This is a genomic window from Streptomyces sp. NPDC005878, assembly GCF_040629815.1.
Taxonomy (GTDB): domain Bacteria; phylum Actinomycetota; class Actinomycetes; order Streptomycetales; family Streptomycetaceae; genus Streptomyces.
Genome location: NZ_JBEXWK010000004.1, coordinates 275,131 through 301,486, shown reverse-complemented (window position 1 = coordinate 301,486; position 26,356 = coordinate 275,131). Strand labels below are relative to the sequence as shown.

At 71.9% G+C, this 26,356-nt stretch carries 26 protein-coding genes; 9 read left to right on the top strand and 17 right to left on the bottom strand.

The genetic code is table 11. From position 1 onward, the window contains the following. Nucleotides 1–52: 52 nt before the first annotated feature. Nucleotides 53–922, bottom strand: a complete 870-nt coding sequence (locus ABZ404_RS09925) for a helix-turn-helix transcriptional regulator (protein WP_358830871.1) — start codon at nt 920–922, stop codon at nt 53–55. A gap of 159 nt (nt 923–1,081) precedes the next feature. Between ABZ404_RS09925 and ABZ404_RS09920 the strand changes: the two genes are divergently transcribed. Beyond that, entirely contained in the window at nt 1,082–1,861 is a 780-nt protein-coding gene (locus ABZ404_RS09920; protein ID WP_358830870.1) for an NAD(P)H-dependent oxidoreductase, read from the top strand. Between the two features lie 98 nt (nt 1,862–1,959). Next, the gene (locus ABZ404_RS09915; RefSeq protein WP_358830869.1) at nt 1,960–2,628 is read left to right on the top strand and encodes an O-methyltransferase; all 669 of its coding nucleotides are present in this window, start codon (nt 1,960–1,962) and stop codon (nt 2,626–2,628) included. A gap of 112 nt (nt 2,629–2,740) precedes the next feature. On the opposite strand, the gene ABZ404_RS09910 is transcribed toward ABZ404_RS09915, so the two are convergent. Then, the gene (locus ABZ404_RS09910) at nt 2,741–3,526 is read right to left on the bottom strand and encodes a maleylpyruvate isomerase family mycothiol-dependent enzyme (protein WP_358830868.1); all 786 of its coding nucleotides are present in this window, start codon (nt 3,524–3,526) and stop codon (nt 2,741–2,743) included. Between the two features lie 241 nt (nt 3,527–3,767). On the opposite strand from ABZ404_RS09910, the gene ABZ404_RS09905 reads away from it, so the two are divergent. Then, nucleotides 3,768–6,512, top strand: coding sequence for a discoidin domain-containing protein (locus ABZ404_RS09905; protein WP_358830867.1), 2,745 nt, complete (start codon nt 3,768–3,770; stop codon nt 6,510–6,512). Nucleotides 6,513–6,553: 41 nt separating this feature from the next. Here ABZ404_RS09905 and ABZ404_RS09900 read toward each other — a convergent pair whose 3' ends face one another. Beyond that, the gene (locus tag ABZ404_RS09900; protein WP_358830866.1) at nt 6,554–7,006 is read right to left on the bottom strand and encodes an Lrp/AsnC family transcriptional regulator; all 453 of its coding nucleotides are present in this window, start codon (nt 7,004–7,006) and stop codon (nt 6,554–6,556) included. Between the two features lie 111 nt (nt 7,007–7,117). Between ABZ404_RS09900 and ABZ404_RS09895 the strand changes: the two genes are divergently transcribed. Then, nucleotides 7,118–7,747, top strand: coding sequence for a LysE family translocator (locus ABZ404_RS09895; RefSeq protein WP_358830865.1), 630 nt, complete (start codon nt 7,118–7,120; stop codon nt 7,745–7,747). Between the two features lie 40 nt (nt 7,748–7,787). Here the strand turns inward: ABZ404_RS09895 and ABZ404_RS09890 are convergent, their stop codons facing one another. Beyond that, nucleotides 7,788–8,549, bottom strand: a complete 762-nt coding sequence (locus ABZ404_RS09890; RefSeq protein WP_358830939.1) for a class I SAM-dependent methyltransferase — start codon at nt 8,547–8,549, stop codon at nt 7,788–7,790. 474 nt (nt 8,550–9,023) lie between these two features. Between ABZ404_RS09890 and ABZ404_RS09885 the strand changes: the two genes are divergently transcribed. After that, nucleotides 9,024–9,932, top strand: a complete 909-nt coding sequence (locus tag ABZ404_RS09885; protein WP_358830864.1) for a hypothetical protein — start codon at nt 9,024–9,026, stop codon at nt 9,930–9,932. A 95-nt stretch (nt 9,933–10,027) separates the two neighbouring features. Here ABZ404_RS09885 and ABZ404_RS09880 read toward each other — a convergent pair whose 3' ends face one another. Together ABZ404_RS09880 and ABZ404_RS09875 are read right to left on the bottom strand one after the other, a co-directional pair. Further along, nucleotides 10,028–10,492 carry a hypothetical protein gene (locus ABZ404_RS09880; RefSeq protein WP_358830863.1) on the bottom strand — a complete coding sequence of 155 codons (465 nt, stop codon included), beginning with the start codon at nt 10,490–10,492 and terminating at the stop codon, nt 10,028–10,030. A 146-nt stretch (nt 10,493–10,638) separates the two neighbouring features. Continuing rightward, a complete protein-coding gene (locus ABZ404_RS09875; RefSeq protein ID WP_358830862.1) occupies nt 10,639–11,418 on the bottom strand; it encodes a methyltransferase domain-containing protein in 780 nt (259 codons plus the stop codon). Nucleotides 11,419–11,622: 204 nt separating this feature from the next. On the opposite strand from ABZ404_RS09875, the gene ABZ404_RS09870 reads away from it, so the two are divergent. Then, complete coding sequence (locus ABZ404_RS09870; RefSeq protein WP_358830861.1) at nt 11,623–11,745, top strand: hypothetical protein; 123 nt, start codon at nt 11,623–11,625, stop codon at nt 11,743–11,745. 33 nt (nt 11,746–11,778) lie between these two features. On the opposite strand, the gene ABZ404_RS09865 is transcribed toward ABZ404_RS09870, so the two are convergent. After that, nucleotides 11,779–13,080, bottom strand: a complete 1,302-nt coding sequence (locus ABZ404_RS09865; protein ID WP_358830860.1) for a MalY/PatB family protein — start codon at nt 13,078–13,080, stop codon at nt 11,779–11,781. A gap of 101 nt (nt 13,081–13,181) precedes the next feature. Beyond that, on the bottom strand, nt 13,182–14,687 hold the full coding sequence (locus ABZ404_RS09860; RefSeq protein ID WP_358830859.1) for a PHB depolymerase family esterase: 1,506 nt from the start codon (nt 14,685–14,687) through the stop codon (nt 13,182–13,184). Nucleotides 14,688–15,059: 372 nt separating this feature from the next. Here ABZ404_RS09860 and ABZ404_RS09855 point away from each other — a divergent pair, with 372 nt between their 5' ends. Further along, a complete protein-coding gene (locus ABZ404_RS09855; RefSeq protein WP_358830858.1) occupies nt 15,060–15,698 on the top strand; it encodes a DNA polymerase ligase N-terminal domain-containing protein in 639 nt (212 codons plus the stop codon). A gap of 73 nt (nt 15,699–15,771) precedes the next feature. After that, nucleotides 15,772–16,683 carry a non-homologous end-joining DNA ligase gene (gene ligD, locus ABZ404_RS09850; RefSeq protein WP_358830857.1) on the top strand — a complete coding sequence of 304 codons (912 nt, stop codon included), beginning with the start codon at nt 15,772–15,774 and terminating at the stop codon, nt 16,681–16,683. A gap of 64 nt (nt 16,684–16,747) precedes the next feature. On the opposite strand, the gene ABZ404_RS09845 is transcribed toward ligD, so the two are convergent. The 8 genes from ABZ404_RS09845 to ABZ404_RS09810 form a co-directional block, all read right to left on the bottom strand. Beyond that, nucleotides 16,748–18,622, bottom strand: coding sequence for an ABC transporter ATP-binding protein (locus ABZ404_RS09845; RefSeq protein WP_358830856.1), 1,875 nt, complete (start codon nt 18,620–18,622; stop codon nt 16,748–16,750). Beyond that, nucleotides 18,619–19,053 carry a lasso peptide biosynthesis B2 protein gene (locus ABZ404_RS09840; protein WP_358830855.1) on the bottom strand — a complete coding sequence of 145 codons (435 nt, stop codon included), beginning with the start codon at nt 19,051–19,053 and terminating at the stop codon, nt 18,619–18,621. Before ABZ404_RS09840 ends, ABZ404_RS09845 begins: the two co-directional genes overlap by 4 nt. Further along, nucleotides 19,050–19,304 (bottom strand): lasso peptide biosynthesis PqqD family chaperone, encoded by a 255-nt coding sequence (locus tag ABZ404_RS09835; protein ID WP_358830854.1) that lies wholly within the window; start codon nt 19,302–19,304, stop codon nt 19,050–19,052. The genes ABZ404_RS09840 and ABZ404_RS09835 overlap by 4 nt, the downstream gene beginning before the upstream one ends. 25 nt (nt 19,305–19,329) lie before the next feature. Beyond that, a complete protein-coding gene (locus tag ABZ404_RS09830; RefSeq protein ID WP_358830853.1) occupies nt 19,330–21,186 on the bottom strand; it encodes a lasso peptide isopeptide bond-forming cyclase in 1,857 nt (618 codons plus the stop codon). 27 nt (nt 21,187–21,213) lie between these two features. Continuing rightward, nucleotides 21,214–21,324: a keywimysin-related RiPP gene (locus tag ABZ404_RS09825; RefSeq protein ID WP_358830852.1), complete on the bottom strand. Its 111-nt coding sequence runs from the start codon at nt 21,322–21,324 to the stop codon at nt 21,214–21,216. Between the two features lie 433 nt (nt 21,325–21,757). Further along, nucleotides 21,758–22,801, bottom strand: a complete 1,044-nt coding sequence (locus ABZ404_RS09820) for a YihY/virulence factor BrkB family protein (RefSeq protein WP_358830851.1) — start codon at nt 22,799–22,801, stop codon at nt 21,758–21,760. A 103-nt stretch (nt 22,802–22,904) separates the two neighbouring features. Then, nucleotides 22,905–24,077 (bottom strand): helix-turn-helix domain-containing protein, encoded by a 1,173-nt coding sequence (locus tag ABZ404_RS09815; RefSeq protein ID WP_358830850.1) that lies wholly within the window; start codon nt 24,075–24,077, stop codon nt 22,905–22,907. A 47-nt stretch (nt 24,078–24,124) separates the two neighbouring features. Next, nucleotides 24,125–24,289 (bottom strand): hypothetical protein, encoded by a 165-nt coding sequence (locus ABZ404_RS09810; protein WP_358830849.1) that lies wholly within the window; start codon nt 24,287–24,289, stop codon nt 24,125–24,127. 187 nt (nt 24,290–24,476) lie between these two features. Here ABZ404_RS09810 and ABZ404_RS09805 point away from each other — a divergent pair, with 187 nt between their 5' ends. Beyond that, nucleotides 24,477–25,481: a DUF3068 domain-containing protein gene (locus tag ABZ404_RS09805; RefSeq protein WP_358830848.1), complete on the top strand. Its 1,005-nt coding sequence runs from the start codon at nt 24,477–24,479 to the stop codon at nt 25,479–25,481. A 225-nt stretch (nt 25,482–25,706) separates the two neighbouring features. On the opposite strand, the gene ABZ404_RS09800 is transcribed toward ABZ404_RS09805, so the two are convergent. Further along, nucleotides 25,707–26,318, bottom strand: a complete 612-nt coding sequence (locus ABZ404_RS09800) for a hypothetical protein (RefSeq protein ID WP_358830847.1) — start codon at nt 26,316–26,318, stop codon at nt 25,707–25,709. Nucleotides 26,319–26,356 lie beyond the last annotated feature (38 nt).

Below are 26,356 nucleotides of genomic sequence, written 5' to 3'. Positions count from 1 at the left end.
GGGGGGAGCGGGACCAGGGGAGTTGAGGGCTAGCAGCGCGTGCGGTGGCCGCTCAGTCGGCCGGGCCCGTGGCGCCTCGCGGCTCGTGGCGGAGGCGCGCCGGGGCGGGGTCGCCGGTGGCGCCGAGGCTGGCGAGCAGGCGGAGGTTGTCGTGGGCGGCGGTGCCGGTGGCGGCCGACTGCACGATCAGTTCGGTGCCCATGGCGTCCGGGAGGGCGAAGTTCTCCTGGTGCAGTTCCAGGTAGCCGACCGAAGGATGGTTGTACGCCTTGCGGCCATGCGTTCGGGTGCGGACGTCGGCCCGTGCCCACAGGCAGCGGAAGCGTTCGCTGCGCATGGCGAGTTCGCCGATCAGAGAGGCCAGCTCGGGGTCGTCGGGGTGGCGGCCGGCGGACAGGCGCAGATGGCCGACGATGTCGAGGGTGCAGCCCTCCCAGTCGGCGAACAGGCTGCGCCCCTCCTCGGAAAGGAAGACGTGCCGGGCGATGTTCAGCCCCTCGGCGCGCCGCCCGTAGAGCAGATCGGCGAGCCGGTTGGCGGCCAGTATCGTCAGGCGGTGGTCGATGAGGATCGCGGGCGCGTCCGAGACGAGCTCCAGCACCCGCAGCAGTTCGGGGCGCAACCCCGTCCCTGACGCCCGCCGGGGAGGGTGCGCCGGTCGACGGCCGAGCCGGTGCAGATGCTCGCGCTCCACGTCATCCAGACCGAGCGCCCGTGCGAGCGCGTCGAGTACCTGTACGGAAGGCTGGCGCGCCCGCCCCTGCTCCAGGCGTACGTAGTAGTCGACGCTCACGCCCGACAGGTGCGCGACCTCCTCGCGCCGCAGTCCGCTCACCCGGCGCCGCGCATCGGTGGGGATGCCGACGCTCGCGGGAAGGACCCGGGAACGCCGTGTGCGCAGGAAGTCAGCGAGATCGTCCATCGCTCCAGTATCCCGGCCGTGTCCGCCCGGTGGGTGGCCCTGCCGGTACCAGGAAGTCCCGGCCTACGGAGACGGCGCCCCTGAACAGCGCGGCCGGCACCGATGAAGATCGAACCCACGACAACCCCTGTCGCACTCCCCTCAACACAAGGAGCGGATATGAAGGTCTTCATCGTGCACGCCCACCCCGAGCGCCAGTCACTGAACGGCGCGCTCACCGACATCGCGGTGGACACGCTGACCGGTGCGGGGCACGAGGTGCGGGTGAGTGATCTGTACGCGATGCGCTGGAATCCGACGGTCGCCGCCGACGACTTCGGCGCCGAGGCGTCCAGCCCGCTGGATGTGGTCCACGATTCCGGCCGTGCCTACGAGTCCGGTGCGCTGAGCGCCGACATCCGGGCCGAGCAGGAGAAGCTGTGGTGGGCGGACACCGTGATCCTCCAGTTCCCGCTGTGGTGGTACACGATGCCCGCGATCCTCAAGGGGTGGGTGGACCGGGTGTTCACCTACGGCTTCGGTTACGGCGTGGGCGAGCACAACGAGACGCGGTACGGCGACCGCTTCGGCGAGGGAGCCCTCCAGGGCAAGCGCGCCATGCTGTCCGTGACGGTAGGCGGCCCCGAGTCCCACTACTCCGACCGCGGCATCAACGGCCCGATCGACGACCTGCTGTACCCCATCCAGCACGGCATCCTCTACCACCCCGGCATGGAGGTGCTGCCCCCGTTCGTGCTGTACCGCACGGTACGGATGTCTCCCGAGGTGTTCGCGGACGCGGCCGAGCAGTGGAGGAAGAGGCTGCTGACCCTGGAGGACACCACCCCCGTCCCGTACCGCCCGCAGAACGGCGGCGACTACGAAATTCCGGCGGCACGGTTGCGCGAGGGGCTGGAGGGGGCGGGGCGCAGTGGGTTCGGGTTGCATGTGCGGGGGTGAGCCGGGCTCGGGGGACCGGTGAATTCCGTTGGCGGCCGAAGAAGCCCTCCTAGTAAGTTCCTTGAGGAAACTTACCTGGAGCTGAAAGGGAACCCACCATGTCTCAGCAGACCTGGACAGCCGTCGACGAGTACTTCAACCGCCTCCTCGTGGACGAGGACGAGCCCCTGCTCGCAGCCGCGACGGAAAGTGACGACGCGGGCCTGCCGCCCCATCAGGTCGCGCCCAACCAGGGCAAGTTGCTCCATCTGATCGCCAGGATCCGGGGCGCGCGTACGGTGCTGGAGATCGGCACGCTCGGCGGGTACAGCACCATCTGGCTCGCCCGGGCCCTCCCGGAGGGCGGGCGCCTGGTGACGTTGGAGGCCGACCAGCGGTACGCCTCCGTGGCCGCCGCCAACATCACGCGCGCGGGACTCGGCCACGTCGTCGACCTGCGCGTCGGCAAGGCCCTCGACTCGCTCCCCCTCCTCGCGCGGGAGGGCGCCGGGCCGTTCGACCTCGTCTTCATCGACGCCGACAAGCCCTCCAACCCCGACTACCTTAAGTGGGCCCTGAAGTTGACGCGCCCGGGCAGCGTCATCGTCGGCGACAACGTCGTCCGCGAGGGTGCGGTCACCGACCCGGCCAGCACCGACCCCCGCGTCCAGGGCGTGCGCCGCTTCACCGAGCTCATCGCCGCCCATCCGCGCCTCACCGCCACCACCGTGCAGACCGTCGGCTCCAAGGGGTACGACGGCTTCACGCTCGCCCTCGTCACCGGCTGACGCGGCGGGCGGCCCCGCGGCCGAGGCCGGCCGACGACTCCACGGCCTCGGCCCGCCGCCCCGGTTTTGCGGACACGCCGTCCGGACAACCGAGGTGACGTACCGTCACGTCCTACGCGCTGGGGTCCCACTCCTGGAGCTGGTCGAAGATGCGGGGGTCGCCCTCGACCTCCAGGGAGCCCATGGGTATACGGCCGTACAGGGCCAGGACCAGCTCGCCGGCCGTACCCCGGGCGGAGGCGTAGGCCCGGTCCGAGGCGGTGTTCGCCGCAGTGGCGGGCGCGGTGAGGGGGGTGACGCGCGCGCCCTCGGCGGAGAGCGAGAGGTGCCAGGACCGGCCTTCGGTGGCGTGGTATTCGACCACGGCGGGCTCGTGCGGCCAGGCGCTCGTCGTGGCGCAGCAGGTGTGGAGGAACTCGTCGACCCCGTCGAGTGCCACCTCCTCCGGCAGCGGCAGCGGGGTGCCGAAAGCGGCCTGGGCGTCGTAGGTGTGTACCGCCACCTGCTGGAGCTGGTGCCGGGCCACCGCACCACAGGTGTTCGGCGACTGCGAGTCCTCCCACCACGTCCAGCAGCCGCGGTCCGGGCCGGCCTGCCGCAGGGCGTCCACCAGCTGCCGGGACGAGTCGGTGTACCACTCCAGCAGGGCCGCGCGCTCGCGGGGCGCGGCGGGGCTTTCCGGTGCCGCCTTGGCCGTGGCGGTGGGCCCGGCGGCGACGGTGGCGGCCCAGGCGTGGCGTCCGTCGCCCAGGTGCTGCGCCAGATCGAACAACGTCCACCCCGGGCAGGTCGGTACCGGAGCGTCGAGGCTGGGGGCGGCGGCGAGCGCGGCACGGAAGGCCGTCGACCGGTCGTCGATCAAACGCAGCAGGTCAGAGAAATCGAGATTCTTGTGCACCCCGGGTGTCTATCACTGTGTTCCGGTGTCTGGACAGCGAATTTCGCGGCCGGCACGTCAGGCGGGGGAGAGGGGAGCGACCACGTGCGGCCGGGTGACGGGTGCCCATCCCGCCGAGCCACACCTCGCACGTCCACTCATTCCTTCAATACTTCACCGATAATGCACATCTATTGACGCGCATCGTTCAGGAAATTTATGGTCCCAGGACCTCGCAGGCGAACCAGAGTGACGGAGAACAATGACGTACTCCCTCGGTGCGCGGCCCCGTGCCGCCCGACTGACCGCGGTGCTGCTGGCCGGATCCCTCGTCACCTCCGCCCCGGCGGCGGCCTCGCAGACCGCGCGGAACCCCGCCCCCGCGGATGCGACCTGCCGGACCGGCGACGGCTGGACTCTCGACGCCACCCGGATCGACGCGGCCGACACCCATCACGCCTTCGTCGGCAACGGCTACCTGGGCCAGCGCGTGCCTCCCAACGGCGCCGGATACGCCGACAGCGAGGCCAAGACCGGCTGGCCGCTGTTCACCCCGCGCTACGACGGCTCCCTCGTGTCCGGCCTGTACGCGCACAATCAGCGGACCGCCGGTGACCGGCAGGCCGTCGCCGCCCTGCCCACCTGGACGGGACTCACGCTCAGCACCGGCGGATCGGGGGCGGATACCTTCAACTCTTCGACACCGTCCGGTCGGATCTCCCACTACCGCCAGTCGCTCCTCCTCCACTGCGGCGTGGTCCGTACCTCGCTGACGTGGACGGCCGCCGACGGCCGCCGCACCGACCTCGTCTACGAAGTCCTCACCGACCGCACCGACCCGCACGTCGGCGCCGTACGGATGAGCATGACCCCGCACTGGAGCGGCGAGGCGACCGTCACCGACCTGCTGGACGGCCGAGGCGCGCGGCGCGTCCGGCAGACCGGTGGCGGCGACCGGACCGGCGGTTCACCCGACGGCCGTACCGGACCCACCATGGATGTCGCGTTCCGTACGGACGGTACGAACGTGGACGGTGCCGTCGCCTCGACCCTGCGGGCCGGACGCGGGATACACGCCGCCGCCGCCCAACATGCCGCGCCCCCCAAGGAGATGACCGCACAGCAGGCGCTGACCCTGCCGGTCCGCAGCGGGAGGTCCTACGACGTCACCAAGTACGTCGGCGTCGACACGGCGCTCACCTCCCGCGCCCCGCGCCGCGACGCCACCACCGCCTCGCAGCGCGCCGCCGGGCGTGGCTGGGATGCCCTGCTGCGCTCCCACACCGCCGCCTGGTCGCGCCTGTGGCGCGGCGACATCGAGGTGTCCGGGCAGCCCGACATGCAGGAGTGGGTGCGCTCCGCCCAGTACGGGCTGCTCGCCAACACCCGCGAAGGCGCGGCCAACAGCATCGCCCCGGCCGGACTGACCAGCGACAACTACGCGGGCCTCATCTTCTGGGACGCCGAGACCTGGATGTACCCGGCCCTGCTCGCCACCCGGCCCGAGCTCGCCAGGTCCGTGGTCGACTACCGCTACCGGACCCGCGCGGGTGCGCGCGAGAACGCCCGCACGTTCGGCTACCAGGGGCTGTTCTACCCCTGGAACAGCGGGAGTTCGGGCAATCTGGCGCAGGAGTGCCACAGCGTGGACCCGCCGCACTGCCGCACCCAGATCCACCTCCAGTCCGACATCTCCCTGGCCACCTGGCAGTACTACCTCGCCACCAAGGACACGCGCTGGCTGCGCGAGCGCGGCTGGCCGGTGCTGCGGGGCATCGCCGAGTTCTGGGCGGGCCGCGTCAGCCGCAACCCGGACGGCAGCTACTCCATCAAGGACACGGCCGGCCCCGACGAATACAGCAACGGCGTCGACGACGCGGTCTTCACCAACGCGGGAGCCGTCACCGCCCTGCGCCACGCCGCCCGCGCCGCCGAACTGCTCGGCGAGCACGCCCCCGCCGCGTGGAACACGATCGCCGACCGCATCCGGATCCCCTACGACGCACGCGGCAAGGTCTTCCAGCAGTACGACGGCTACCGTGGCAGCACCATCAAGCAGGCCGACACCGTCCTGCTCATGTACCCGCTGGAATGGCCGATGCCGAAGGGCGCCGACGCCGCCACCCTCGACTACTACGCGCAGCGCACCGACCCGGACGGCCCGGCCATGACGGACTCGGTGCACGCCATCGACGCCGCCGGGATCGGTGAGCCGGGCTGCTCCACGTACACCTATCTGGAGCGTTCCATCAAGCCGTTCGTCCGCGGCCCCTTCGCCCAGTTCTCGGAGGCGCGCGGTGACAAGGCGGGTGCCGAGGACCCCCTGGCCGGCTCGCCCGCCCACGACTTCCTCACCGGCAAGGGCGGCTTCCTCCAGGTGTTCACCAACGGCCTGACCGGCATGCGGATGCGGGAGAACCGGCTGCACCTCGACCCGATGCTGCCGCCGCAGCTGGAGCGCGGCGTCACCCTGCGCGGTCTGACCTGGCAGGGACGCACGTACGACATCGAGCTCGGCGCCCACCGCACCACCGTGCGCCTCACCGCCGGTGCGCCCATGACGCTCGACACCCCGCAGGGCGAGCAGGTCGTCAGCAAGGGCGCCCCGGCCGTCCTCAAGACCCGCCGCCCCGACCTCACCCCGACCACCAACGCGGCCCGCTGCACCACCGCCACGGCCTCCTCGCAGCAGCCCGGTATGTACGCGGGCGCCGCGGTGGACGGCAACACGGCCACGGCCTGGGTCCCGGACGGCGCGACCGGCCGGCTCACGACGGACCTCGCCAGGCCCGTCCGCGTCAAGAACGTCACTCCCACCTGGACGACCACCAGGCCCACCGCGTACACCATCGAGCTGTCCCTCGACGGCCGGCACTGGAGGCGCGCGGTGCGGGACGACGTACGCCCGGCGCGGTACGTACGGGTCACCGTGCAGGGTGACCCGAAGGCGAAGGAGCACCCGGGCATCGCGGAGCTGACGGTGACCGCCGGGACACGGCTCGGTTGATGCCGATCGCGCGGACCGTGCTACTCCGGGTGGGGACCGTGTCACTCCGGCAGCGGGCGAAGGTCCACGACGTTCTTCATGACCAGGGTCGAGGTCAGCCGCTGCACTCCCGGCATCCGCGCGAGCTGCTGGTCGTAGAGCTGCTGGAAGGCGCTGAGGTCGGTGGTGGCCACCCGTAGCAGGTAGTCGGGCTCGCCGAACAGCCGCTGGGCCTGGATGACGTGCGGAATCGCCGTCACCGCCTCCTCGAAGGCGGTGACGGTGTCGGCGTCCTCCCAGCGCAGCGTGGCGAAGACGAGGGCTTCGAAGTCCAGACCCACGGCCGCCGGCTCCACCACCGCCCGGTAGCCGCGGATGGCACCCTCGCGTTCGAGGTCCCGCAGCCGGCGGTGGCAGGGGGAGACGCTGAGCTGTACGCGGGCGGCGAGCTCGGTGACGGTCAGTCGCCCGTCGAGCTGCAGCTCGGTAAGAATCTTCCGGTCCAAGGCGTCCATGGAGAAGATTCTCCCCCGAAAGGCGCGATCATGAGCCAAATGCGGGAACACTTTCGCGCCCCTCCCGCCTAGCCTTCCTCACGTACCGAAGCACGTGAGAGGGACTGATCGATGAGCACGGCCACACTGGCGGCATTCCTGGCTGTAGACCTGCTGCTGGTGTTCACCCCAGGCGCGGACTGGGCGTACGCGATATCCGCGGGCATGCGCGACCGGTCGGTCGTGCCGGCCGTCGCCGGTCTGATAGCCGGACACGCGGTGTACGCGCTTCTCGCCGTCGCGGGCCTGGCCGTGATCGTCGCGAGTTCACCCAGCGTGCTCACCGGTCTGACCGGCGCCGGCGCGGGCTATCTGCTGTGGCTGGGCTGGGGCGTGCTGCGCCGGCCCGCCACCCTCCCCTCCGCCCCCTCCGGGCAGACCGCGGACTCCTCCCGTACGTCTACGCAGGTCATGCTCCGGGGAGCCGGAATCAGCGGGCTGAACCCAAAGGCGCTGCTGCTGTACTTCTCGCTGTTCCCGCAGTTCCTCGACCCCGGCACGGGGTGGCCGGTCGCCGCGCAGACCGGGCTGCTCAGCGCCCTCCACCTCACCGCCTGCGCCGTGGTCTACCTCTCCGTCGGTGTGCTCGCGCGGACCGTGCTGAGGACACGGCCCTCGGCGGCACGGGCGGTCACGCGTGTCTCCGGGGCCATGATGCTCGGGATCGGCGGACTGCTGCTGGCGGAGTGCGTCATCGGCTGAGGAGACGGGGGCAGAGGGCGGCACACTGCCGCCGAACCGGTCAGGCGCGGCAGCGCAGCATCTCCAGCGGCGGGTTCGCGAGGAGGTCCGCCCAGAAGTCCTCGCCGAACTCACGGACGCCGGCTTCGGAGATCTGCAACGGCACCCACTCCACCTCGCTGAACCCGGCCGCCCGCAGAGACTGCTCGTAGACCTCGCGGCGCGGGGCCGAGGCGAGGATGCTGACCGGCTCGGGGTCGAGGAGAGCGGTGACGCGCACCCGCGGACCCGTCTCGCTCTCCTCGCCGGTGGGCTCGCAGCGGAACCCGTACTTGTCCAGCGGAGGGTTGCCGAACCGGTAGTCGGGCTTCTGGCAGAACACGTAGAACGTTCCTCCCGCCACCAGGTTCCGGTGGACGCGGCGGCACATCCGCTCCATCTCCGCGATGTCCCTGGCGTAGTTGAGGCACTGCACGCCCAGAGCCAGATCGAAACGTCGCTCCAGCGCGGGCAGTTCGGCCACGTCGCCGACCTCGTAGCGTACGCCCAGCGGTTCGCTTCGCTCGATCCTCTGCGCGACGGCGATCATCTCGCCCGAGATGTCGACGCCGAAAACCTCCGCGGCGCCGCGCCGCTTCAGCTCCCTGCTGTAGAAACCCGTGCCGCACGCCAGGTCCAGAACCGACTTGCCGCGTACGTCCCCGACCATGCCGAGGACGCTCGGCACCTCCCCGTAACGGATCAACGGCAGGGACTTGAACCCCTCGAACGCCTCACCGATCTCGTCGTACTGCTGCTGCGCGCTCACGTGCCGTCCCCTCATGTGGATCGTCTTGTACGCGGCCACGCCGGCCCTCCAAAACCGGAGGATCACCGGGCTCGCGGTCGTGGCTGAAGTCTGCTCCCGGCTGGTCCGGGGGCCGTACTGGCAGATGACACAGAGAAGTTGGGTGGGTGGACCTCGTATCAACCAACATCAAGGGAAGAGCGCTCCACGCCCGTACCCCCGAGATGCGCGGCGGGGCCGGGCGGCGCACGATGGGAAAGGACGTCTGCGTACGAGCGCGGCGGGCACGGGCTCGGCAGCGCCGAGAGGCCGATGGCGACCGACGCGGACGCAGGATGTCGCGGAGGCGGGGCGGCGACGCGCGCGAGTATGTCCGGCCGGCGTGCGCCTACGTCCCTCTTCCTTCTCAAACCTGCATGGCTGTGGCGCGGGGGTCCCGGTGCGCCCCGAAGGGCGGCCGCTCGTGCCCCGAAGCCGCGTACACCCCGGTGCGAGGAAAAGGGGAAAACCATGAGGAAAACCCTGCTGGCCGCGCTCGCCGCGGTCACGTCCGCCACGGCCGTCCTGCTGACCGGCCCGGTGTCACCCGCGAGCGCCACCTCGTCGTACTGCGACCAGACGAGGCCGAGCAGCTCGATGCTCTTCTACAACGCCGACAGCGGCTCGGCCGCCACGGGCACCCTTTCCGGTGGCCATTGGCAGCAGAAGGCGGAGTTCGACCTCCCGACCGGGTACACGCACGGCGCGGCGAGCCGCGACACACTGGTGCTCTACAACAAGGACACCGGGGCCGGGGAGGTCGGCACCCTCCAGGGCGGGCGCTACCACCGCACCCAGTCCTACGACAACTTCTCCACGGACTGGACCTTCGTGAAGGCGTCCGGCGACTCCGTGATCTTCTACAACGGGGACACCGGCCACGGCGTCACGGGCACCCTGCAGCACGGCGCCTTCCGGCAGGTGCGCGTGTACGACAACTTCAGCACGGGCTGGGGGACCATGGCCGCCTCCTGCGACACCCTGATCTCCGCGGCCCGACACGGATCGGGCGACTCCCCCTGGAGCAACGTGGGTTACGGGACCCTCACGGGTGGCGTCTACCGGGACAAGGGCGCTATCCCGAGGGACGACTTCCTCGGGGAGCTGACCGCGACCAAGGACTCCGTACTGTCCCTGGCGAGGGCCGATGACGAACTGGAGGCCCGCGTGTCCAGGGCGACCAACGGCTCGGGCATCGACTTCAACAAGGTCGGCACGTCCGGCATCTGGGAGAAGACGGGCCGTACCTCGGACAGCCTGTTCTTCTACAAGGATGACGGCACCGCGTGGACGTCGACACTGTCCCACGGCCGCTACGCCAACGTCGGCGCGCTGGCCCAGGTGTCGTCGGGCTGGACGCTCATCGAGGGTGGCGTCTGACGCCTGCGGGGGTGGCTCGGTCTCGCGCCACTCCGGGCGGGACTACGCCCCGAGGACCTGGCGGTACCACCGGCGGTGCACCACGGGTTCCACGCTCAGCACGGCCGCGCCCGCGATCGCGCCGACCAGCAGCGCGGCCCCTCCGCCGCCGTTGACCAGGGCACCCAGGCACGCGGCGGCGACGGTGAGCGGGCGAAGGAGGTCAGGGGGCCGAGGCCGACGACCATGGCGAGCGTGCTGACGCGGAACGGTAGGACGAAGTAGGCGGCGAGGGACAGCACGACGGCGGTGGCGTAGGCGGTGAGCGGGAGGAGATAGCCGATCCCGCCGGCGGTGAGTGCGTCGTACGTCCGTGCCGCGTCCGGCGCTGCCAGAAGGAGGAGGCCCGCGGTCAGAGCGGGAGCGAGGAGCAGGACAGCACCCACCGCCAGGCCGCGCAGGGCGGCTCGGCCCGTCGGCCGGTGTTTGCGGATGCGGGCATCGCGGCCCGCATAGGCACGGAAGCCGCTGAAGGCCGCGTCGACGAGGCCGAGCAGGGCGAGCGGCACGGCGGGCGTCATCGGGCGGACCCGAGGAGGTGGCCGGCGCCGACGAGCCGGCGCGCGGCACGTCCGAGGGACCGGCGGAACGGCTCCTCCAGATGCGGGCGCACGCCGATGATCGGGCGCAGGGTCGTACAGAACGGGTTGGCCGTGCCGCGCGGCTCTTACAGCAGCGGTGTCATCCCGGGCACATCGGCGGCGCGCAGCAGTGTTTCGTCGCTGTGGGCGCGCAGCGCGGAGGCGACACCGTCGTGGCGGCCGAGCGGGTGGCGCATCCGGGCACGGTGGAAGATCCAGGCTCCGAGGGGTGCGATACGGGTCGCGGCGATGTCGAAGTGGCAGAAGGCCTGGGCGGGGGAGGCGGCCTGGGAGCGGAAGAACTCCATGAGGGCGGGGCCGCGGAAGTGGTGCAGCACGCCGGTGGAGATGTACACGGTTGCCGCCTCGGGCAGGGCGAAGGCGTTCGCGTGGAGGAAGCGGCAGTCGAGTCCTTCGGCGCGGGCCAGGCGGTCGGCCTCGGTGACGAGCGCGGCGTCGAGATCGACTCCGACCAGGTCGACGTCCGGGCCCAGCGCGTTCGTGGCGGCCAGCCAGCGAACGGCGTAGCCGAGGCCGCAGCCGACGTCGACCAGACGGAACCGGTCCGGCCGCCCGTGGGTGTCCCGGATCGCGTCGAAGAGCGGGCCGAGCAGGTGGAGGAGGCGTTCGCCGATCCTGAGCTCCTCGCTGAGCCGTTGGAGCTCGGTGTGCACGCCGACCAGCAGACGGTCCACGGCGTGCGGGTCCAGCACTCCTTCCCGGTCCGTGGGCAGACCGGCGACGATGCGGGCGGCGCGCTTGTCGCCGGCCTCGTCGAGCAGGCGGACGACCTCCGCACGCGACACCGGGAGCCGGCGGCCGGAGTGCGGATCCACCGAGGTGATCAGATCGGAAATCTCGAGCACGGGCACGAGGGAGCACCCTACGGCCTCTCCCGTACGCCCAGGTGAGCGGTCCCGTCGTCAACCTGACGGGGCGGCCGTCCGGCGAACGCGGGGGGAGGCCTACGCGCCCCGCGTGAGCAACCCCGCTGGCGCAGAGGATGTTGCGGGAGGTCCGTGGACGAGGCTGTCGGGCTGGTTCGGGGCACGCACTTCCCGTGCGCCAGCATGTCCCTCACAAGCTTCGGCAGTCCGGCGAGCCACGCCGCGCCCGGCACCCCCTCGCGCTCGACCGTGGTCCGTACGAACTCCTCCGGCGTCGCCATCATCCCGGCGCGATACGGTTGTTGACCGCCGGGTGTCGTCCGGGCCTGGCCGTCGCGGTCAGTAGGTGTGGTGGGCCGCAGCGTGGCCCATGCGGGTGACCGCCTCGGTCAGGACGGACCGTGAGGTCGCGAAGTTCAGGCGGACGTGCCCGGCCCCTCCCGTGCCGAAGATGTGACCGGAGGAGAGAGCCACCCCGGCGTGGTCCAGGAACAGCCGGGCCGGGCCCGCCAGGTCGGTGACGACCGCGAGGTCCGGGGCGTCCGTGAGGTCTGGGGGGTCCGTGCGGTCCGCGGGCTCTGCTTCCGGGGCCGGGCCGAGGGAACGGCAGTCGAGCCAGGCCAGATAGGTGCCCTCCGGCCTGGCGTACCCGATCCCCGGCAGGTGTTCCTCGATGAGCCGGCCCAGCAGGGTCCGGTTCGCGTCGAGTCCTCTCAGCAGCGCGTCGAGCCACGGCTCCCCGTGGCGGTAGGCCGCCGTGTGGGCGATGACGCCCAGGAAGCTCGCGCCGTGGTGGACCTCCTCGGGGATGCGGCGCAGGTCGGCGGCCGCCTCGGGTCCGGCCACGGCGAGCGCCGCCTTGATCCCGGCGAGGTTCCAGCCCTTGGTGGCCGACATGAGGGAGAAGGCGTCCTCGGCCCCGGGCAGGCTCAGGTAGGGCGTGAACGCGGCGCCGGGCAGGACGAGTGGCGCGTGGATCTCGTCGGCGACGACCCGGACTCCGTAACGCCGGGCCAGCTCCGCCACGGCGGTGAGTTCCTCGGCGGTGTGAACCGTTCCGGTGGGGTTGTGCGGATTGCCGAGGAGGTAGCCGATCTTCCCCCGGCCACTCCGCTCCCGGGCGCGCCGGAACGCCTCCTCCAGCGTCTCCATGCTGATCCGCAGATCCCGCCCGAGCGGTGCTTCCACGACCCGGCGGTCGTCGTGGGTGATGAAGGCGTAGAAGGGCGCGTACACCGGGGAGTTGACGACGACCGGGTCGCCGGGGTCGGTGATCAGCCGCAGCACCTGGACCGCGCCCATCATGACGTCGGGGATCATGGCGGTGCGGTCGACGGCGACGCCGTCCCACTTCCAGCGCCGCGAGGCGAAACCGGCCAGCGCCTCGGCGAACGCGGTTCCGGCCGGGTAGCCGGTGTCCCCGGTGTCGATGGCCTCGCGCAGCGCCTCGGCGACCGGCGGCGCCAGCGGCACGTCCATCTCCGCCACCCACAGGGGCAGGACGTCGGCGGGGTAGGTTCGCCACTTCATGCTCCCGCGCCGGCGGAGCTGATCGAGCGAGAGCTCCTCCAGGGGGTTCGCCTCTTCTTCGGCCCCGGCGTCCTGGGAGCCGCGCCCACCGACAGCAGTCATCTTCAGCATTGGACCGCCGTCGCGATCTCGGCGCAAGTGCCGGGGCCACGAAAGGCCGGCCGCCGCGCTCGCGACGGCCGGCCTCGGGTGCGCACCGGCCGTGGACGACCTCAGCAGTGCGGTACGACCTCCCAGGAGCCGGGTGAGCGCAGGTGCAGGCTGCTGAGGGCCGTGGAGGTGTGCGGGCCCATGTACTGGCCGGTGCCGATCGCGTAGCTCCTGTCACCGATGAAGTACGACCGGCCCGCCAGGTTGTGCGCGACGTTATCGGTGGTCCAGCAGTTCGGCAGCGGTGTGGTGGACGGCGTGGTCGTCGCCGTCACCGGGGCCGAACGCGCCCCCATGGCGCCGGAACCGTCGACGGCGGCGACGGTGTAGGTGTGGGTGGTGCCGGGGGCCAGACCGCTGTCGGTGTAGGTCGTGCCGGCGACCGGGACGGTGTTGGCCCTGCCGCCGTCGCGGTAGACGTCGTACGAGGCGGCGCCCGCGACCGGGTTCCAGGCCAACGCGATCGTGTTGGTGCCGGCACCGGTGGTGGTGAGGCCGGTCGGGGCGGGGAGGGACGGTGTCGCGGGGGCCTCGGCGATGGCGTTGACCATGTTCGTGATCGCGGTGATCTGCCGCCCGCCCTTCTCGGCGTAGTGGGTGTCGCCGCCGTACGCCCACCAGTTCCAGCAGCCGCGCGGGTTGTCGCTCGCGGTGGTGGCCTGCGGGTACAGGACGACCATGCTGTTCGTGTCGGCGTACTCGTTCAGGTTGGCCTCGGCCATGAACGTGTCACCGATGAGCCCGTAGTACTGGTAGCAGCCGTGCAGGGCGACCATCAGCCGGCAGGACGCACCCGTCGCGCAGGACTGCGGGATGTAGGCGAAGCCCTCGTTGCCCATGCTGATCGCGGACGCGCTGCCACCGGGGGCGTAGGCGTTCTGGTCGAACCGGACGAGCCGGCCGGTCAGCGCGGAGGTGGTGGCGGGCCGCACCGAGCCGAAGAGGTGGGTGAGCATGTCCTTCTCGGGATCGCCGCCGCAGTTGTTCATGTAAGGGGCGGCCGTGGAGGTGCAGGACACCTCGCCGAGTGGGCTGACCCAGGCGTGTCCGGCCCTGGACGCGGTGTCGTAGACGACGTCGGCCCCGAGGTCGCGGTAATACGCCGCGAGGTCGTCGTTCACCGCGCGGTCCACGGTCTGGTCGGAGGCGCCATGGGAGAGCCAGACGCGGGCGCCGGACAGATGCGTGACCGCGTCGACGCCGCCGGACGCCGCCCGGTCACGGGTCTCCTGCTCCAGTTGTGCGGGGCTCTTGCGCGGCAGGAGCGTGTCCATGCAGCCGTACAGCGCGGTGGAGAGGGTGCCCTGGGAGCAGTCGTACGCTCCCGCCGAGAAGATCCCGACGCCTTTGAAGATCTCGGAGTGCGCGACGTGCAGTTGGTTGGCGAGGAACCCTCCGGACGAAACCCCCGACACGTAGGCCGAGTTGATGGTCAGGGGTGGCAGGGATCCCGGGGTGGGGGAGGGGACGGCCGCGACGGCGCCGGGGACCTGGCTCACGGCGAGGGCGAGTGCCGCCGTGGCCGCCACGAGCAGGGTTCTGACGCGGAGGCGCTTGAGGACGCGCATAGGAAGGCTCCAGATGCGGGTGGGGGGCAGGTTCCGCCAGTGTGGGAGCGGCCATCGGCCGTTTCGACGTGGGGCCACGACACAGTGGGCGGTCCTCACGTGGCGCACGTCGCCATTGCGGGCGGACGGTGGGATTCCTGAGACGGCCCGCTCGGGAGGGGCGTCGGAGGGACGCGTCGCTACTCTGCGTAATGGGGGAGAGGTCTCCCGGTCTGCGGCGTGCGCCGAGGAGCCGGAGAATGGCAGAGCGGGCGGTGGCCGCTGAGGCGGGTACCGGCGGGGCGACGGGGTAGCCGCCCCCTCGGAGGCCGGGCGAGCGACCGCACGCGACACGGCCGGTACCGCACCGACGTCCGCCGTCAGGAGGTGGCCATGAGACCGACGGACGCATCGACGGACGCGCTGGCGGAGTACCACCGCCGACGCGACTTCTCCAGGACCACCGAGCCCAAGGGCGCCGGTGACGGGGCGGAGACCCGGCGGCCCGTGTTCGTGGTGCAGATCCATGAGGCGACCGCCATGCACTTCGACTTCCGTCTGGAGGTCGGCGGCGTCCTCAAGTCGTGGGCGGTGCCCAAGGGGCCGTCCACCGATCCGCACGACAAGCGGCTGGCGATGCCGACCGAGGACCACCCGCTGGAGTACCGGGAGTTCGAGGGCGTCATCGCGGCAGGCGAGTACGGAGGCGGCACGGTGATCATCTGGGACGAGGGGACCTACCGGAACCTCTCGACCGACCGCGGGGGCGCGGAGCTCGACTTCGGTACGGCGCTGGAGCGCGGCCACGCCTCGTTCTGGCTGGACGGCCGCAAGCTGCACGGCGGTTACTCGCTCACCCGCATGCGCGGTGACCGCGGTGAACGCGAGGCATGGCTGCTGGTGAAGCGCGCCGACGAACGGGCCTCCGGCGCCGGCACCCCCGACCCCCACCGCGCCCGCTCGGCGCGCACCGGCCACACCCTCCGCCAAGTCGCGGCCGAGGCGGTTGAGGCGAGCGGTGACGGCGGATGAGCACCGCGCCCGCCCCCGCACACGCACGCCGTACACCGACGAGGATCCGGGAACGACCCGGCGGGAGCACGCGATGACCACGACCAAGAGCATCCGCGTGGGCGGCCACACGGTGGAGATCAGCCGGCCCGAGAAGGTGCTGTTCCCCGAGGACGGCCTCACCAAGGCCGACCTGGTCGACTACTACCGCGCGGTGTCCCGGCGCATGCTGCCGCACCTGCGGGGACGCCCGCTCATGCTGGAACGCCACCCGGACGGCATCGACGGACCGGCCTTCATGCAGAAGGAGGTCTCGGAGCACTTTCCCGACTGGATCCATCGCGCGGAGCTGCCCAAGGAGGACGGCACCGTCACCTATACGGTCTGCGACGACACCGCGACCCTGGTCTACCTCGCCAACCAGGCCTGCGTGACGGTCCACCGCTTCCTGTCCCGGGCCGACCGCGCCGACCACCCGGACCGGCTCGTCTTCGACCTCGACCCGCACGGTGACGACTTCGCTCCCGTGCGGGAGGCGGCCCGGTGGACCCGCGAGCTGCTGGAGGAGTTGGAGCTTCCCGCGACGCTGATGACCACCGGCTCGCGCGGTCTGCACGTCACGGTGCCGCTGGACCGGAGCGCGTCCTTCGACGAGGTCCGCGCGTTCGCCCGGGACGCCGCCGAAGTGCTCGCGGCCCGCCACCGCGACCACCTGACGACCCAGGCCCGCAAGCAGTCCCGGGGAGACCGCCTCTACCTGGACGTCCAGCGCAACGGCTACGCCCAGACCGCGGTCGTTCCCTACGCCGTACGAGCCCTTCCCGGCGCCCCGGTCGCGGCGCCGCTGGCCTGGGAAGACCTGGACGACCCGGGCCTGAGCGCGCGTCGCTGGACGCTCTCGGACGTCGACCGGCTCCGCAAGGACGACCCCTGGCGGAACGCCCCGCGCGGCCGTTCCCTGCGCACGGCCCGCAAACGCCTCGCGGCGCTGCACCAGGGGACGTGAGGGGCCACGACCGGCACCGTCAGGGGCCGCGAACCGTCACCGTCACCGTCTGGGGCCGCGACCGTCAGTCGGTGCCCACGTGTCCGGTGCGGGGGTCGGCGGCGTCGGCGTACACCTGCGGGACGCTGTTCCGTACGGCGGAGGGCAGGGGCGCGCCGGGGGTGAGCATCTGTCCGGCGGCGAGTTCGCGGTAGGCGGGGCTGGAGGTGAGCAGGTCCTCGTGGCGCCCGCAGGCGATGGCCCGGCCGCCCTCCAGGACGACGATGCGGTCCGCGTGGCGGACGGTGGACAGCCGGTGCGCGATGACCAGCAGCGCGCACTCCTGGGCGGCTTCCCGCATGACCGCCGTGAGCGCGGCCTCGTTGATGGCGTCGAGGTGCGAGGTCGGTTCGTCGAGCAGCAGCAGGGAGGGCCGGGCGAGCAGGGCGCGGGCCAGGGCGACGCGCTGCCGTTCCCCGGCGGAGAGCGTCGCTCCGCGCTCGCCGAGGACACCGGACAGGCCGCCGGGCAGGCGCCGGACCACTCCTTCGAGCTGGGCGAGTTCGATGACGCGGTGGATCTCGGCGTCCGCCGCGTGCGGTACCGCGTACGTGATGTTGTCGCGCAGGGTGCCGTGGACGACGTGGGTGTTCTGGTCGACGACGGCGATGTGCGCCCGGCACCGGTCGCGGCTCAGCTCGGTCGCCTGCCGGCCGTCGAAGGAGAGGGTCCCCGCGTCGGGTTCGTAGAACCGTGCGATGAGCGCGAAGAGGGTGCTCTTGCCCGCTCCCGACCGTCCGACCAGGGCGACCTGCTGGTGGTGGGGGACGGTGAAGGTGACCCCGCGCAGCACGGGCCGGTCCGGCTGGTAGCCGAAGTGGACGTCCTGGAGGGCGAGGGCCGCCGTGGGACGCCGGGTGGCGGGTGCGGCCGGTGACGCGGGGCGGGAGTGGGCGGGCGGCGGGCCCTGTTCCGGTTCGGCGGGGAGGCTGTGGGCCTCCGCCACCCGCTGGTAGGCGCCCATGCCGCGCTGGATGAGTCCGACGGCCCGAAAGACCGACGACAGGGGCAGGACCAGATACGAGGCGTACAGCAGGAAGGCGACCAGGTCGCCGAGCGAGCCGGTGTGACCGTTCACCCGCAGGCCGCCGATGACCAGGACGAGCAGGAAGGAGCCCTGGACGGCCAGTTCGACGGCGGGGCTCATCACCGAGGCGAGCTGCGCGGTCCTTACTCCGGCGCGGTAGGCGTCGTCGACGCGCTCGCCGATCCGTGCCGCCTCGCGGTCCTCCGCCCGGTGCACCCGCACCATCGGCAACGCGCCCAGCGCGCGCTCCAGTTCGGCGGCGATGGCGCCGACCGCGTTCTGCATGTGCTCGGAGGCGGCCCTGATGCCTTTCAGCAGGGAGGCGACGATCACCGCGGCGCCGGCCACCGTGAGGGTGACCAGCAGAAGCAGCAGCGGGTCCAGCCACATCATCAGGGCGATCGCGCCCGCCGCCGCGACGGCGCCCGTGCCCAGGTCGACCAGTGCCTGGGCCACCACCTCCCGCAGCAGGGTGGTGTCGGCGGTGACCCGGGAGATGAGGTCGCCGCTGCGGTGGCGGTCGTACTCCTTCATCTCCAGCCGGAGCAACTGCCGGACCAGGCCGTGCCGCAGACGGCACACGATGCCCTCGCCCATGCGTTCCAGCAGGTACCGGCCCACGGCCCCGGTGACCGCTTCCAGGAGGAACAGCGCGCCGAGCAGCGCCAGCGTCGACCAGAAGGCCGCGTCCGCACCGCTCGCGTCCACGATGCGTTTGGCGACGAGCGGCTGGGCCAGCCCCAGCGCCGAGCCCGCCAGCGTCAGGGCCGTGGCGACGGCCATGGCGCCGCGGTGCCCGGCGGTGAGCCGGAACATGGTGGCGATCGCGCCCCGCGTCGTCCGGTCGGGGCCCTGTCCGTGGGGGCGAGTCATCGGGTGCGCCGGCCCACCGGGGTGACCGCCATCAGCCGGGTGAAGTAGTCGTCGGGCACTCCTTCGTCGATGGGGTGCCCGTCGGCCTCGATCCAGGCGTGGGCGGTGAAGGGCGGTACGACACGTGCCCCCGTGCACCAGGTCGGCCAGGTGCCGCCCAGCCGGCACAGCAGCGCGGCGCCCAGGGACCGCGGCAGGCACCCGCGGGGGCCGGCACAGCGCAGGCTCACGGCGCACACCGCGTCTCGCGCGTTCTTCGCCTGGGTGGCCGTCGCGGGCGCGGCGCCCCGGCGCAGCACGTTCAGGACGCGGCGGATGCGGCGGGGCGGCAGGAGGGAGAGCACGACGGCGGGGATCAGGACCAGCCGCGCGCCGAGCTTCCGTACGAAGGGCACATCGGCGGGGCGTTCGAGCGCGCTGGGTGTGGTCATGCGGCCAGCCCCGAGGCGCGCAGTTCGCCGACCAGCTGGGTGACGTCCCGCCGTGCCCGTTCGCGGTCGATGTCGAACTCGGCGACGACCGCGTCGGCCGCCGCCGTCTCGTCCTTGCCCGCGAGGAGTGTCTCGATGATCAGTGTGGCGGTGGGGTTCAACTCCCAGTACTGGCCGCTGCGTTCGTTGAGGAGGACCGTTCCGTAGTCGGTCTGCGCGGTCGAGATGTCGGCGGCGAACCGCAGTGCCATGGTGTGTCTACCTTTCGCTCGGGGGTCAGAGGGAGGTGGTGGCCCCGGCCTTCGCGGCGTGCGGCAGCCCGCGCAGCCACACCTCGGCGGCGATGGTGGAGTAGAGGATGGCCTGCCGCAGTCCGGGGGTGGCGGGCCGCTGCGCGAGGTCGCGCAGCGCGTCGCCGTTCACCAGACCGAGGCGTTCCAGCCGCGAGTCCTCCCACAGGGCGAGCAGGTCGGCGCGGTGCTCGCGCAGCCCGTTGGAGGCGTCCATGGAGGCCGCGGCCTTGTTGCTGCGCCGCAGGCACACCTCGGGGACGACGTCCCGCATGGCGGCGGCCAGCAGCGGTTTGTACTGCCAGGGCGACACGCGTTCACTGGGCCGGACCGACAGGAACGCCTCGATGACGCGGTCGTCCAGGAACGGCGACGCCATCGGGACACCGGCCCTGGCGGCCATCGCGTCCCACTGGCGGATGATGCGGGTGCAGGAGCGGATCTGTTCCAGATCGGCGTGCAGCCCGCGGTCGCGGTGCAGGGGCCGCGCGTCCTGGGCGGCGTCGCGCAGCGCCCCCGCGGCCAGCCGCTCGCCCTCGGGTGTCACCCAGTCGAACAGGCGGGGCTCCCCGCCCCAGCCGAGCGCGCCGGTGACGGTGGTGGGAAGGGGGTCGCGCAGATGCCCGACCGAGTCCCGAAGCCACTTCCCGTAGGGACGTGAGTCGCTCAGGGTGCGTGCCATCCCGCCGAGCGGCCACTGCCACAGGGCGCGGAAGCCCCGGAGCTGGCGGGCGGCGAAGAGCGGGCGGGTGCGCAGGAGGCGGTGGTAATACGCCTCGGAGCACCAGGCGACATGGTCGCCGCCGATGCCGGTCAGATGCAGACGGCTGCCCCGCTCGGCCATGGCGGGCAGGTGGTGCAGCACGCGGGAGCGGTCCATGACGCCGATGGTCGGCTCGTCGAGCAGGTCGTCGATGGTGAGCAGATCGGTGTAGACGAGGGGTGAGGCCTCGGCGTCCCAGACGACGTGTTCGACCTCGGGCAGGAACCGGGCGGCCTGCCGGGCCCAGTGCAGATCGGTGTCGGCGGGATCGCGTCCGGGCCAGGTGCTGGCCACGACGTGGGCGGGCGAGCGGTCGGCGAGGAAGCAGATGGACGTGGAGTCCAGCCCTCCCGACAGGTCGCAGCTGACCGTGCCGCCGGCTTGGGTACGGGCCTGGACGGCCTCAGCGAGCGCGTCGCGGGCCAGGGCCGCGCCGGCGGTGAGCGCGCGCACCGGCTCGGGCGGTGTCCACCAGCGCGAGTGGCGGGTCGACCGGCCGTCCGCCGCGACGACGAGGGCGTCCTGCGGGGGTACCGCGGTGACGCCCTTCCACAGCGGTGCCTCCTGCAAGGGATGGGGGACCGGCCACAGCAGCCTGACCGCCACCTGTTCCACGTCCGGGTCCCGGCCGAGGGCGGTGGCGAGGATGTCGGCCCGGGTGGCGGCGACACGTACGCCGTCGATCTCCGCGTGGAAGACGAGCCGCAGTCCGGAGGCGGTGCCCTGGACGCGGAGGCGGCCGTCGAGCGCGGCCACCAGGTGGAAGCTTCCCGGGGTGGAGCGGGCCAGCGCGTCGAGCCGGGTGAGGTCGCGCAACTGGGCGGCGTGGCGGCGCAGTCGGGGGGCGTCGAGCGGGCAGCAGCCGACGGCGGCGAGGGCTGTCGATCCCGCCTGGGCGGTCACGATCTCGTCGTCGTGCCATCGGCCGATCAGCCAGGGACGTCCCGAGGCGTGGGGCAGGGTACGGGTTCCGGGGCGAGTGAAGAGGCGGGCCGCGGCGGCCGCGTCCTCGCGGTCCGGAAGGACCACGAAGTGTGCGTCGCCGCGGCCCGGACTCGCACTCGCGTGCGTGTCAGTCATGACGTCGAATGGACGTACCGTCGACCGTCAGTTCTTGCTGAGGATGAGGCGGTCGTTCCCGCGGAACTGCAGGAGTCCCGTCTCCTTCCGGAAAGAACCCAGTCGGACGAGCGTCGGAGCTTCGTACGCCTTCTTCATGACGACTCCTTCTCATTTTCGCTGACTGAACGTCACCACCCCCCGGAGAGCCGGGAGGCGGCCAGGTCCCAAGGTATCCGCAGGTCAGCCGGGGAAGGCAAGGACGCCGAACGTTATATGATTATCCGACCGTCGGGCTGCGAAGAGAATGCAAGTGCATTTCCGGTCCGGACCATGGCCGATGTGCAACAGGTACGCGTTCTCTTTCGCGCGGTGAGCGGAACGATTCCATCAGCACGCTTGGTGAGCTCGTGTCCAACGATGGAATGGGGCGCACCACCGCGGCGCTTTCTCGTAAAGGGGCTCTCATGGTGCCGTCGCGCGCCTTTGCCGTACTGCGCCCGGCCATTGTGCGCCCCCGCTTCCGGCATGGCGCACGGTCCGCCCGGCGGCGGCGGGCGGACCGGTGGGGCGCTCAGGTGGGGTTGCGGTGTCAGGCGTTGCGCAGGTGACGCCGGTCCTCCGCGTCCCACGTGCTGGTGTCGCGCGGCCGCGCGTACGGCTCCTCGTCCGGCGGCATGCCCCCGGCGATCGCCCGCTGGCGCACGATCTCCGCGTCGACCTCAAGCCCCAGCAGGATCGCCAGGTTGGTGATCCACAGCCACACCAGGAAGACGATCACGCCCGCCATGGCGCCGTAGGTCTTGTTGTACGAAGCGAGGTTGGCGACGTAGAACGCGAACGCGCCGGAGGCGGTCATCCAGATCAGCAGGGCAAGAAGACTGCCCGGGGTGACCCACTTGAGGCCCTGGGACTTGGTGTTCGGGGCCGCCCAGTACAGGAGCGCGATCATGAGGGTGACCAGAGCGGCCAGCACGGGCCACTTGGCGACCGACCACACCGTCAGTCCGGCATTCCCGACGCCGAGTGCGGTGCCCACATGGCGGGCCACGCCGCCGGTGAACACCACGATCAGCGCGCTGACGAGCGCGAGGAGCATCAGGACGACGGTCAGCCCGAGCCGGACGGGAAGGATCTTCCACATGGGCCGGCCCTCGGGCATCTCGTAGACCGCGTTCGCGGCGCGGATGAACGCGGCGACGTAGCCCGACGCCGACCACACCGCGAGGACGAGGCCGACGACAGCCATCACCGAGCCGAGGCCCGCGCTGTCCTGGAGCTTCCGCACCGCGTCGGTGAGGAGGTCCCGGGCAGAGCCGGGAGCGAACCGCTGGAGGTTGTGCAGGACCTTGTCGGTGGTCGACCGGCCGGTGATGCCGAGCAGCGAGACCAGGACGAGCATCGCCGGAAACAGGGACAGCACGCTGTAATAGGTGAGCGCCGCCGCGCGGTCGCTGAGCTCGTCGTCCTTGAACTCCCGCAGACTGCCTTTGAGCACGGCGCGCCACGCGCGCTTCGGCAGTTTCGTCGGGGTGTCCGGCGCCGCCTCCTCCACCTCCGGACCGCAGCCGGCCTCCCGCGGTGCCGCGTCGTCGCTGCCGTGGTCCTGTCGCCCGTGAAGCTGCCAGCTCGCCATGCGGGGCGGATACCCCGGGGCGGGCGCGACTCACGGTTCGGCACCTTCTTGACCGGCACGGACGTGCCCCGCCCGGCCTTCGCGAAGGGGTGGCGTGAGGTGTTCAGGTGTCGGGTGGGGCGAGTTCGCCGCGCAGGCGTCGGGCCCTGAGGACCAGTTCCAGCTCGAAGCGCAGATCGGGATCGGTGACCGCGTCGCCCCACAGCTCCCTGATCTGGCGCAGCCGGTACCGTACCGTCTGCGGGTGCACACCGAGCCTCGCCGCGGTCTCGGTGGCGCCGCCCCGGGTTTCGAGCCAGCTCAGCAGCGTCTGCGCGAGGTGGCGGGCGTGGGCCGTACCGCAGTGGGCCAAGGGGGCCAGACGGCGCCGGTCGAGGTCGCCCAGGAGTTCCGCCGCCGGGAGCAGGAGCAGCGCTTCGGCGTGGTCCGTGCACCGCACCACCTCCCCGCCCGGCAGCAGGCCCGACTCGATGAGCTGGACGGCCACGGTCGCCCAGCGCAGCGACCTCGCCGCGTGGGCCGTCGGCACGGCGGGACCGAGCGCGCCGGACCACCCGGCGGTGGCACGGCGCAGCAGTTCGGGGCGCCCGGCCGTGTCCGGATCGGGGACGACCATGCGGGGCTGCTCGTGCTCCATGTCGACCAGGACGTCATGGCCGACGGCCGGGGCCACGGCCTCGCGCGCCGGACGCAGGAGTACGGCGACGGCCACCCGGCGGGGCAGGGGCCAGCCGATCCGGGCCGCGCGTTCGGCCAGCAGCCCGGGCCGGTCGGTGGCCACGCGCTCGGTGAGCAGCAGGTCCAGCAACCGGCGCTGCAGCCGCAGGCGCTCGCTGGCCTGGCGTGCCGCCGCTTCGGCGTACCCGCGCATGGTCTCCGCGACCAGGCCGTCGAGGTACTCGAAGCCGGACCCGGCGAGCTCGTACATGGCGGGGGCGGGAATGCCCAGCTCGTCGCCGATCTCGGCCAGGCGCCGCCAGGCTAGCCGCACACCCAGCCGGTACATGGCCTGGAGCGAGTCGAGGCTGCGGCCGCTGAGGACCTGTCCACGGCCGAACTCCTGAAAGACGTAGGGAAGTTCGAACGGACGGTCGTGGCCGTCTGCCATCCCGGCGATGAACTGCTCCAGAGCCGCCCGCACACCGACGAGCGCCAGGGGCTCGCCCGACTCGTCGCGGTTCAGCGGCAGCGCGGGGTACTCGCGGCGGATCTGGCGCAGGATCGCCTCGGCGAGACCGGGCACCTCCCCGCGCGCCGCCGCCGCGAACTCGCGCACCTGTGACCTTGGCACCTTCCGCCAGGCGGACTCCGGCACGGTCACCCCTAGGGAGTCGCCGTGGGAGTGAGGGGTCCCGTGGGGAAGGTGGCCAACGGGTCGTGAGGCTGCTTCGGTGTGACGTCGAGCAGGGCGACGACGCCGAAGGCCACCGCGACCGCGAGCACGGCGGCGAGGGCGACGACCAGGGCGGCGGTGAGGATTCTGGGCATGGCGCGGGGCCCCTTCCAACTGGCGGCGCACCATCCCGGTTCGGCAACTGCCAAGCATGAAGCCGACATTGACACTACGTCAAGAACCGCTCTACGGTTCCCCGCCCATACGGTGCCGTCCACGGCACCCCTTGGTGAACGCGCACCGCACCCCGGCGATCCCCTCACCCTCCCCGGAGGCACCCCCATGCGCCGACAACCCTCCCGTCCGGCACTCGCCCTCCTCGCGGCAGGCGCCTTCCTGCTGACCCTGGCGCCCCTGTTCGCCTGGTACGTCACACCCCACGTCAAACGCACCCCCATCGACGTGCACACCACCACCGTCTCCACCGGCAGGGGAAGCTACTTCGACGCCGGTTCGCTCGCCGTCCGGCACGACCAGACGATCACCATCACCCGGCACGTCCTCGGCGACGTGGCCGAAAGCGAACGCAGCGGCCGCGCGGTCTGGGACATCTCGACGACGGTCGACACCCCGCGCACCCTGCCCCTGGCGGACCCGCACAAGTCGCTCCAGTGGAGCACCGAACGCTGGGTCACCGACCGCCGCACCAACGCCCCCGTGCACTGCTGCGCCGAGTCGCGGCCGCCCCACGAAGGCGACGCCTACCTGAAATTCCCCTTCGACCTGCGCAAAGGCACCTACCGCTGGTGGGACGCCACCCTGGCCGCCGCCATACCCCTGCGCTACGCCGGCACCCGCGAGGTCCTCGGCCACCAGGGCTACCGCTACACCGGGACCGTGGCACCCACCCGGATCGGAACACGCCCGGTGCCCGCCCCGCTGGTCGGCCTCCCGGGGCCCCGGCCGGTCCAGGCCGAGCAGTGGTACGCCAACCCGGGCATCGACCTGATCGTCGACCGTCGCACCGGCCGCGTGCTGGACGCCGTGACCTCGCCGAGGGTGACGCTGCGCGGGCCCGGGCAAGGCACGGACGCGGTGACGCTCCTACGGGGCGACGAGCTGGAATTCACCCCGGCCACCCAACGGCAACAGGTGGACCTGGCGCGCGAGGACGGCCGCAAGCTGCTCCTTGTGGGCACCGTCCTGCCCCTGGCCGCCGGTGGTACGGGCGCTGTCCTCGCCGTGGCCGGCACGGGTCTGATGGCACTGCGGTGGCGGCGGCCGCGCCGGTTGGCGGAAAGTGCTGACCCGTCGGCCGCGCAGGAGCGTGATTCGTCATCCGGGTGAGTAGCCGATCGGCGGGCGACCACGGAAACTGGCCCTCCGTACCTCACCCAGCACACCACACCCCGGCCCGGCACCCCACACCCAATCCCGAACCCCGCGACGGCTTCCCCGTACGTACAGACACCGGCGACGGAGAGCCGGGCGACTCCTCGTGCGCGGCCCCTCCACCCTGCGGGGCTGCTACCGGGCACCCGACCACAACGCCCGCTCCTCCACCCCTGATGGCTACTTCCGCACCGGCGTGCTCGCGCGGCGCGCCCCGGACGGCGGGGTGGTGGTGCTCCGGGAGCCGTAATGCGCCCTGTACCAGGCCACCTGCTCAGCGGTCATGGAGGAAGCGATGGCCGTCACGTCTCCCGGCCGTTCACCGCCATGCCGCCCCTTTCCCTCCCAGCGCGTCGCGGACGCGAGGACGGACACCTCGGAGGTCGGCTGCCAATGCAGCGTGTACGCCGGGGCGTTGGAGTCCGGCACGTCCTCCAGGGGGACGCCTCGGTTGGCGAGGAGCCGTTCCAGTTTCCCGAAGCGCAGGTGGCGGTCGAAGCGGCCGTACCGCTCGCGAATCCTCCCGTTGACGATGCCGCCGCCCAGAAGGGAGAGGCGGTGCACCTGCAAGGTGAAGTGGTGGCCCTCCCACGGGTGGTGGCGCGATTCCCGGCCCCAGAAGAACTCGACCATTCCGTAGTCCCGCCACATGCTCTGGTCGTCGAAGGAGTTCTCGGCGAAATCGGGGCCGAGGATCGCGGTGACCTGGTCGGGACTGTCCGTCGGCTTGGCGCCGAGCACGGTCCCGGACGTGATCACGTCCACGTAGAACGCGAGGGAGTACGGGGTCAACTGTGGTTCTTTCCTTGAGCGGGCCGCGAGGCCGGGAG